Genomic DNA, 9,839 nt, shown 5'->3' with positions numbered 1-9,839 from the left:
TGCGTGTGGGGCTGCCATGGACGTACGGATTACAATCGAAACTACCTTCGACAACGGGGAGAAGCGCACTCATCAGCTTGACGGCATTCTGGCAGATGTCGCGCTTATGCTCTAATGTCCGTGCGATATTGATCGCGGTATCGGTGACGATCACCGGCTTGCGATAGGCGGGCACATCCATCGCATAGACATGGCTGATCCGGCGTTCGGTGCGCAGGCCGCCGCTTTTCGAAACCACCGCCGCAAGCAGTTCATCGGAATGCAGGCTGCCCTTGACCAGCACCTGGACCTTGCCACAGGCCGCCAGTTCCACCGCCCGCGCCGCCGCTGCATGGCTGTGCTCTGTCTCCTCGATCCGGAAGCCGTCAAGCGAGACCCCGGCCTCGGCGGCCGCCGCGCGAATCTTTGCGCCGGGACCGATCAGGATCGGGTCAAGCAGGCCTTCGTCGCGCACCTCGATCGCGCCAAGGATCGCGGATTTCGAACAGGGATGCACCACCGCCGCCCGCACCGGGGGCAATGCGCGGGCCTCTTCGACAAAGCCCTGCCAGCGCCCCTTCGGCAAGACCACCGCCTCGGGAAGGTCACCCGGCACCCAGGTCACCTGCTCGACCGGGGCCAGCACCAGCGCCTCGCCCGAAAGCACCACCTCGCCCCGCTGATTGCGGGCGGTGGTCGTCAGGCGGACACGGTTCTTGCCCTCGATCAGCTCGGCCACTTCAACTTCGGCGGTGATGGTATCGCCTGGCGAAACCGGCTTGTTAAAGCGGATCTGCTGGTCGAGATAGATCGTCCCCGGCCCCGGCAGGCGGGTGCCCAGCACCGCCGAAATCAGAGCCGCAGTCCACATGCCGTGCACCACGACATGGCCAAACGGCCCATGGGCGGCGAAACCGGCATCCAGATGCGCGGGGTTGGCGTCGCCGGAAACAGCGGCGAACAATTCAATATCCTTGGGACCGACGTGGCGGACAAGACTGGCGCGGTCGCCGATTTTCATCTGGTGAAACAGATAGTTGGTCAGAGTGCCGGTCATCTTGTCACCTCTGGAAAACATATGTGCCGGGCGCATCTGCCAGCGCGTTGCCCATTGCGGGCGGCGCGGCGGGGGCACCCGAACGCGCGGCAAGCCAGGCCTGCCAGGGCGTCCACCACGAACCCTCGGTTGCAGGATTGGCCTCGACCCAGGTCTCGGGCGGCAAAAGCGCGTCGTCATGGGCGCGGGTCGCCAGCCGGTAGCGGCGGCGCGGGTGACCGGGAGGAGAGACGATCCCCGCATTATGCCCGCCCGACGTCAGCGCGAAAGTCACCTCGCAATCGGTGAACTGGTGGATTTTGTAGACCGACTTCCAGGGTGCGACATGATCGCGCTCGGTCCCGACGGCAAAGATCGGCACCCGGATGTTCTGCAACAGAACTGTCTTGCCCCCGGCGGTGAAGCGTCCCGAAGAAAGCTCATTATTCAGATAAAGCCTGCGCAGATATTCGGCATGCATCCGATAGGGCATCCGGGTGCTGTCGGCATTCCAGGCCATGAGATCATTCATCGCCGTCCGCTCGCCCATCATGTAATCGCGCACCATCCGGGACCAGATGAGGTCATTCGAGCGCAAAAGCTGAAACGCCCCCGCCATCTGATCGGCAGAGAGATAGCCGCGGTTCCACATCATGCTTTCAAGAAGATGCAGCTGGCTTGGGTCGATGAACAACGCAAGCTCGCCCGGTTCGGCGAAATCGACCTGCGCGGCAAGCAGCGTCAGCGAGGCGAGACGCGCGTCCCCCTTCCCCGCCATGGCAGCCGCCGCGATCGACAGCAAAGTGCCACCCAGACAATAGCCGGTGGCGTGGATTTTCTGATCGGGCATTAGACGGGTGATCTCATCCAACGCGGCCATCACGCCCAGCCGGCGATAATCCTCCAGCGTCAGATCACGATCCTCTGCACCCGGATTGCGCCAGGAAATGGCGAAAACCGTGTGGCCCTGCGCCACCAGCCAGCGGATCAGTGAATTCTCCGGGCTGAGGTCGAGGATATAGTATTTCATGATCCAGGCCGGAACGATCAGCACCGGCTCGGGGTGCACGGTTTCTGTCGTGGGCGTATACTGGATCAGTTCGATCAGGTGGTTGCGGAAGATTACCTTGCCCGGCGTCACCGCCACATCGCGACCCGGTGTAAAGGCCTCGACACCCTCTGGCGGCTCCTGCCGGATCTGGCGGACGACGTCCTGCAGCCAGTTCTGCCAGCCCTTCACAAGGTTCATGCCTCCGGTAGCCCAGGTCCGTGCCACAACCTCGGGATTGGTAAAAGGGTTGTTCGAAGGCGCACAGACATCAAGGATCTGTTTCGCGGCAAAAGACACCACATCCTCGTGGTGCTTCGTCACGCCCGGAACCTCATGGGTGACGTTATGCAGCCATTGCTGCTGCAGCAGGAAAGCCTGCGACATCCAGCTGAAGGGCGGTTTCGCCCAGGCTTCACCGGCGAAACGGCGGTCGCCCGGCAAGGGCGTGATGACCGGCGCGGCCTGCGGATCCATCGCCGAGGCCATCAGATGCGCCATGAGACGCTGCCATTTGCGGCCCGCCTTGACGCCCAGTTCCATCTGCTTGCCCGGTGCCTGCGCCAGATGAAAGGCCCAGTCGACATAGGCCATCATCAGCGAGCCGGGCGAGACCCCGCCGCTGAGCTGTCCCGAGAGCGCCTCTCGTATGCGGTCAACGGCCTGAAAAGCCTCGATGCCAAGGCTTTCATCGCCGGTTGCACCCGAGCCATCTGATTTGGGAGTAAGGGCCATGTCGCGTCTCCAATTTACCGGCGGAAGTTAGCACAGAACTATCAACGAGTGTTGATCGAATTCAAAGAGTTCAAGATTTTTCTTGAACATAGGCATTGCGCCCAAGGCCCGATGCCGACGACATGTCGTAAAGCGCCGTCAAACCGCCGAAACAGCCGCCCCCGGACTGAACAGGCAAAGCATCGGCGTCCGGCGGCGGACACGGAATCCCCTGTCCCTGCCCTGATCATCATGGACGATTACCGGCAAAACGGCGCGACGTCGAGGCCATGACCCGGCCAATGCCGCTGGCACCAACGCCGGGCCAAGGCCGCGGCCTCAATCCGCCAGCACATCAGCGATGCCAGTGAAGACACCACCGACCTGATTGAAGACAAAGGCCCCCGCCAAGCGTACCTCATCGAAAAGGGTGTTTTCAACCACAGCCCCGGCCTCGCCGGAAAGCAGGCCGACATAGCGGCTGTGGGCGGGATCATCGGTCGGAATATCGGTAATATCCACGATCCGTATTCCGGTCGCGACCGCCAGGCGCTGGACCGCCGGATCACGCACATCGACAAGCCCAAGCCGTATCCGACGTGCCGAAAGCTGCGACGACAGTTTCAGCGCCAGATCGTCCGAGGAGACGAGCACCGTGATGGGATGCTTCATCGGCCCAAGGCTGACCATCTGGGCGCGGAAAAGATCGATATCAATATCCGGGGCGGCAAGGATGACCTCGATCCGGTCCAGCACATCGTCCCGCCCGGCAAGACGCAGTTGCACCAGCGTCTCCATCGTCAGCCGCGCGCCCATGCTGTGAGCCAGCACCGGCACCGCGTCGGAAGCGGACCGACCCTTTGTCAAAAGCCGCAGCAGATCGGCAAGCGCCGCGCGGGAAAAGTCAGACGCGTCACGATCAGCCAGATAGGCGCCCGGATAGCCTGCCGAGGGCCATGTAAAAAGGACAGGCTTTTCCTCGATATGCGCATCGACCGAAAGCTGCGCGGTGCGGAACAAGGCCTCATGAAAGCGGGTGTTGAAGCCGTGGACATAAAGCCCGACCCCCTCGCGCGAGAGACGCTTTGCAAAGGCGTCACGGCTAAGCGTCTGCCGGCTGCGCATCACGAAATTCCGGTCGGCGCTGCTGCCATTGCGATCCGGCCATTCAATCTTTCCCGGCCGATGGCCAGGCGGCACCGAGACCTCGTATTCCAGCCAGCTTGGCCGGATGGAGCGAGAGTCGCCAAAGGCCCCCGGCAGATTTGCCTCGGGCGCGCGGGTGGTCATGGTCAGCACCCGGACAAGGCGGGCGCCCTCGGGCAGGGCACCGGCATCGGGGGCCAGAACTTCCGGCCCCGGACGCGCAGCGCAGCCTGCAAGCGCAAGCGTCAGGATCAGAAGCAGGCGGCCCAACATATGCCTTACCGCAGGAATTTCTTGAATCGTATCAGTGCCAGCCAGAACAGCGCCACCCCGATCGCCGCCAGCGCCGCGAACTGGGGCCAGACCACGTCAAGCCCCGCACCTCGGAACAAGATGCCCTGCGAGAGGATGATGAAATGCGTGTTGGGGGCTGCAAGCATGATGGTCTGGATGATCTCTGGCATGGATTCCCGCGGCGTCATCGCGCCTGACAGCACCTGCAGCGGCAAAAGCGCCATCATCAGCAAAAGCGCGAATTGCGGCATCGACCCGGCGATGGTGGCAAGGAAAATTCCAAGCCCCGTCATGGCGAAAACCATCAGCACCGCGCCCGCAAGAAACAGCACGACCGAGCCCTGCACCGGAACCGCCATCAGCGCCTGCACCACAACACTTAGCGAAAAGATCGACCCCAGCAGCACCACCAGCCCCATCGACCAGATCTTGGAAAACATGATCTCGGTCGTGGTGACGGGCATGACCAGCAGGTGCTCGACCGTGCCATGTTCCTTTTCGCGGATCAGCGCCGCGCCGGTCAGCACCAGCGACAGCATGGTGATCGACCGGATCACGGCGGAAATCGCGCCGAACCACTTCGGATCCAGCGAGGGATTATACCGCGCGCGGAGCGCCAGATCGACCGGCAGCGCGGTCTCGGCCCGGTAGCCCGCCACATATTCCGAAACCTCGGAGGACACGATCTGCTGGATATAGCCGCCGCCGGTGAAGGCCTGGCTCATCCTTGTCGCGTCGATATTCAGCTGGATCGCCGGGTTTTTTCCGGCCAGCACATCGCGCGCGAAATCCGGTGGGATGTTCAGCGCAAAAGTATCCAGCCCCTGATCCATCCGCCGATCCATCTCGGCCGTCGTGGTCATCTGCGGCTCGACAAAATAGGGCGGATAAAAGGCCGAGGTGATGCGGGCGGAGAGATGCGACTGATCCTCATCCACGATCGAGATCGCGGCATTCGTCAGCGCCTCGGGCGAGACGTTCGCAGAGGTCCAGATCGAGAGCGAAAAGGAATAGACGATCAGCACCAGCATCACCGGATCGCGCCAGAGCCCGCGCAATTCCTTGACGCCCAGATTGAAGGTGTTGCGCAGGTTCATCCGCCCCTCACTTCGCCTGTTTTTCCAGGAAGGCCGCCGCCAGCCCGATAATCACCGGAATGGCGATGCCCATGGCCAGCATCGGCCCGGCCAGTTCCGCCATTCCGAAGGCCTTGGAGAAAGCCCCCCGCGCGGCGGTGATAAACCAGGTCGAGGGGTAGATCTCGCCCAGAACCCGGCCAAAACCCGACAGCGAAGAGACCGGGTAGATCAAACCCGAATAGCTGACCGCCGGGATCATCGTCAGCATGGCGGTCGCGAACAGCGCCGCGACCTGACTTGCGATGAAGACCGACACCAGAAAACCAAGCGCCGTGGTCGCGGTGACATAGATCAGCGCCGAAAGGGTAAAGCCCAGAAAACTGCCGTTGAAGGGCACTGCGAAGAATGTGACCGCCATGGCCATCATCAGGAAGAAATTCAGCATGGCCAGCGCGATATAGGGCAGCTGTTTGCCAAGCAGAAATTCCAGCCGCGTCACCGGCGTGACGTAGAAATTGATGATCGAGCCCAGTTCGCGTTCACGCGCGACCGAAAGCGTGGTCAGGATCGCCGGGATCATCAGCAAAAGCAGCGGGATGATCGCCGGGACCATCGCATTCAGGCTGCGCACGTCGGGGTTGTAGCGGTATCGGGTCACCAGTTCGAAACTGCCGCCGCTCGCCTTGTCACCGTAAAGCTGACGCGCCTGACGTGTGATCCAGTCGGCATGCATGCCCTGCACATAGCCCTGCACCGTATTGGCGCGGCTGGGGTTGGCGCCGTCGAACCAGGCCCCGACCTGCACATCCCTGCCTGCCGCGATATCGGCGGCAAAGCCGGGCGGGATCTCGATCGCCAGCGCCAGCTCGCCCGAGCGCATTCTTGCGTCGATCTCGTCGTAACTTGTCAGGGCCGGCTGTTCGATGAAATAGCGCGATCCCGCAATATCGGCGATATAATTGCGGCTGGTGGTGGTCTGGTCGCGGTCAAGGGCGGCGAAGGTCAGATCCTCGACATCCATGTTGATGCCCAGCCCCACCACGATCATCAGAAGAAGGCTGCCGACCAACGCCATGGTCAGCCGGATCGGATCGCGCTGCAATTGCAGGCTTTCCAGCTGCGAATAGCTAAGCAGTCGCCGCAGGCTGAAGCCGGATTGCTGCGCGTGATGGGTCACCCCGGCTGCGGGGGCCTCGGGCGCGGCCTCGGGCGCAGCGGCGGGGGCGGGTGCCGTCTCGCCAATCGCCTCTTCAAGATAGGCGATGAACGCGTCTTCCAGCGTGGCGCAACCTTTGGCTTTCGTGATCCCCTCGGCGGTGTCCGAGACCAGCACCTTGCCCGCATGCATCAGGCTGATGCGGTCGCACCATTCCGCCTCGTTCATGAAATGGGTCGAGACAAAGATCGTCACGCCATCCTTGCGCGAAAGTTCCGCCAGAATGCGCCAGAAGCCGTTGCGCGCCACCGGGTCCACCCCCGAGGTCGGCTCGTCAAGGATCAGGATCTCGGGCGCATGGATCATCGCCACCGCCAGCGAAAGCCGCTGGCGGATACCCAGCGGCAACGCCTCGGGCAGGCTGTCGGTCACGTCGCCCAGATCGAACCGGGCGATCATCTCGTCAACCCTGGCGGGGATCTTCTCGGCCGCCATATCGAAAAGCCGCGCGTGCAGATCAAGGTTCTGACGCACCGTCAGCTCGGAATAGAGCGAGAAGGCCTGCGACATGAACCCGACCCGGCGGCGCACCGACAGATCGCTTGCATCGACCTCATGGCCGAAAAGCTTTGCCCGGCCCTCACTCGGCTCCAGAAGCCCGGTGAGCATCTTCATCGTCGTCGTCTTGCCGCAGCCGTTCGAACCCAGAAAGCCGAAAATCTCACCCCTGGGGATGCGGAAGGAAACATTGTCGACCGCCACGAAATCGCCAAAGCGCTGCGTCAGCCCCTCGGCCTCGATGGCGATATCGCTGTCATCGGTGGTCCGCGGCGGGATCACCACGGCACTGTCTTCGCCCCGGTCTTCTTCGGGCAAAAGCGCGATGAAGGCTGCATCAAGCGTGTCGGCCCCGGTCCGCGACAGCAGATCGCTGGTGGTGCCGGTGGCCAGCACCCGGCCCGCATTCATCGCAACCAGCCAGTCGAAGCGCGCGGCCTCTTCCATATAGGCGGTGGCGGTGATCACGCTCATCCCCGGCCGTGTCGCGCGGATGCGGTCGATCAGATCCCAGAACTGGCGGCGCGACAGTGGATCGACGCCGGTGGTCGGCTCGTCAAGAATCAGGAAATCGGGATCATGGATCAGCGCGCAGCACAGACCCAGCTTTTGCTTCATGCCGCCCGACAGCTTTGACGCCGGGCGCGACCGGAACGGCGTCATGCCGGTCGCAGCCAGCAGATCGGTGATCCGCCGCTCGCGTTCGCCCATGTCATGACCGAAAAGCGAGCCGAAGAAATCAAGGTTCTCTTCGACCGAAAGCGTCGGGTAGAGGTTCTTGCCCAGACCCTGCGGCATATAGGCGGTGCGGGGGCAGACGCGGTTGCGATGCGCCACATCGCGCATATCGCCGCCCAGAACCTCGACCTTGCCCTGCTGGATCACACGTGCCCCGGCCAGCAGCGACAGAAGGCTGGACTTTCCGACCCCGTCTGGCCCGATCAGCCCGACCATGCGCCCCTCAGGGATCTCCAGCGTCACATTGTCAAGCGCCGTGACCTTGCCATAGCGCAGCGTCAGGCCGGAGACCCCGGCAACTGAGCCGGTCATTTCACGACATTGGAAAGAAAGTCAGGCCAGGCGGCATCCGGATCAAGCCGCAGATAGGCCATGCCCGGCAGGCCGGTTTTGACATATTCGATATGCCGCGACAGCAGCTCGGGGTCGATGCGGGCACGGACGCGGAACATCAGCTTTTCGCGCTCATCGGCGGTCTCGACCGTCTTTGGCGTGAACTGCGCCACATCGGCAACATAGGAAACCGTGGCCGGGATCACGAATTCCCGCGCCGCATCCATGACAAGGCGCACCTCTGATCCGACCTGCACCCGGCCGACCTGCGATGTCGGCAGAAAAACCGTCATATAGACATCGCCCAGATCGACAAGGCTGAGGATCCGCCCGCCAGAGCCGACAATCTCGCCCTCTTGTGCGATGCGATACTGGATCCGGCCCGTGCGCGGCGCTTTCAGCGTGGCGTCGTCCAGAGAGGCCTGGATCGCATCAATCGACGCCTTTGCCGCCTCGACGGCCGCACTTGCATCGACCACCTGCGCCTGCGCGCTGCTGACCCCCGCCAGCGCTGCCGCATGGCTGGCTTCGGCCGAGGCCACACCGGCGCGGGCCTGGGCGTCCCGGGCGCGGTCATCATCCAGCACCTGCTGCGAGATCGCACTGGTCTTTGCAAGCTGCTCAGAGCGTTCAAGCCTGCGCGACGCGGCATCGGCAACCGAGCCTGCCTGATCAACCGCGGCCCGGGCCGCGCGCTCTTGTGCCTCGGCCTGAGCGACCAGCGCCCTTGCTGTCTCGACGCCGATTTCGGCGCGGGCAAGCTGCGCTTCGGCCTGACGTTTTTGTGCGTTCAGCTGCACCACGTCCATCTGCACCAGCACATCGCCTGCGCTGACCATGTCACCTTCGGCAGCGGTGATTTCGGCGATTCGGCCGCCGGTGAGCGCCGCGATATCCACCTCGGTCGCCTCGATCCGGCCATTGGCGCTGGCAAAACCCGCCGGCAGACCGGCGGGTTGCAGCCGGTCCCAGGCCAGCCAGCCAAGCACGGCGACAACGGCCAGGCCGCCCAGAATAATGGTGTTTCTGCCGGGCTTTGCCATGATCTGCCTCTGATTGCTGTGCTGATGGATGCTTCGCGCATGTCCCGATGCGGTTTTCGCCCTACGCTCCCCTGTTGTCAACGCTCGATGACAGGGTAAAAACCTGTATGGGGGTCTGTTGCCGGACGGTGCTAAATCCTACGCTCTCATGAGCGTTTTTGATCTTCCCGACACGATTAGACTATCCCGCTGGCGCGAGATGGTCAAAAATCTGTAGCCTGTGCAGGCGCTGGAGACGGCAGGCCGAACCGATGGTTGTCATTCTCTCATCCGCGGATTGGATACCGCCTGACCAAATTCGATACGGGTGACCTCTCTCTAAGACCGGATGTCTGTCCCAAAGCGTAGACCGAGGATTTCCCTATCCATGGCCGCCATCTCCAGCGTGCTGCACAGGCAGTCTGAGTTGGCGATCAGGCCGTAAGCGGCGTCCTGCGCGCGATATCCCAGATGAACCCGGCCAGTTCCCGGGCGATTGCGCCCAACACGCGCGGCTGCGGTTTGCCTGTCCGGCTCAAAGCTCGATACCGTTTGCAAAGTCGCGTCTGAGCTTTCCAGCCAATATCCTTGATCTCCTGCGGCAGATGCGCCGAGCGCTTGAGATACGGAGGGAGTGGACAAAACATGGGGAGTGGACAAAACATGGGGGTCATCTTCGTCGTTGCGGCCCGTGCTAAGGTGAGTTCTTTGCGTGTGGGGCTGCCATGGACGTACG

Annotated in this window: 5 protein-coding genes and 2 pseudogenes; all 7 read right to left on the bottom strand. The window is 62.7% G+C overall.

Features of this window, described 5'->3' with window-relative positions:
- Positions 1-118 precede the first annotated feature (118 nt).
- Positions 119-1,000 (bottom strand): annotated as a pseudogene (locus E1832_RS00510) (bifunctional enoyl-CoA hydratase/phosphate acetyltransferase); the annotation flags it as partial.
- A 40-nt stretch (positions 1,001-1,040) separates the two neighbouring features.
- Positions 1,041-2,798 (bottom strand): PHA/PHB synthase family protein, encoded by a 1,758-nt coding sequence (locus E1832_RS00505; RefSeq protein ID WP_051693716.1) that lies wholly within the window; start codon positions 2,796-2,798, stop codon positions 1,041-1,043.
- A 318-nt stretch (positions 2,799-3,116) separates the two neighbouring features.
- The gene (locus E1832_RS00500; protein ID WP_076367384.1) at positions 3,117-4,196 is read right to left on the bottom strand and encodes an alpha/beta hydrolase; all 1,080 of its coding nucleotides are present in this window, start codon (positions 4,194-4,196) and stop codon (positions 3,117-3,119) included.
- A 5-nt stretch (positions 4,197-4,201) separates the two neighbouring features.
- Positions 4,202-5,314, bottom strand: coding sequence for an ABC transporter permease (locus E1832_RS00495; protein WP_068767091.1), 1,113 nt, complete (start codon positions 5,312-5,314; stop codon positions 4,202-4,204).
- A gap of 7 nt (positions 5,315-5,321) precedes the next feature.
- A complete protein-coding gene (gene rbbA / locus E1832_RS00490) occupies positions 5,322-8,060 on the bottom strand; it encodes a ribosome-associated ATPase/putative transporter RbbA (RefSeq protein ID WP_133357832.1) in 2,739 nt (912 codons plus the stop codon).
- Positions 8,057-9,124 (bottom strand): HlyD family secretion protein, encoded by a 1,068-nt coding sequence (locus tag E1832_RS00485; RefSeq protein ID WP_035745651.1) that lies wholly within the window; start codon positions 9,122-9,124, stop codon positions 8,057-8,059. The genes rbbA and E1832_RS00485 overlap by 4 nt, the downstream gene beginning before the upstream one ends.
- A 413-nt stretch (positions 9,125-9,537) precedes the next feature.
- A pseudogene (locus tag E1832_RS22670) lies at positions 9,538-9,839 on the bottom strand (hypothetical protein); the annotation flags it as partial.

The sequence above is a fragment of the Antarcticimicrobium luteum genome, assembly GCF_004358185.1.
GTDB classification, from domain to species: Bacteria; Pseudomonadota; Alphaproteobacteria; order Rhodobacterales; family Rhodobacteraceae; genus Antarcticimicrobium; species Antarcticimicrobium luteum.
This window is presented reverse-complemented; position numbering and strand designations above follow the sequence as displayed.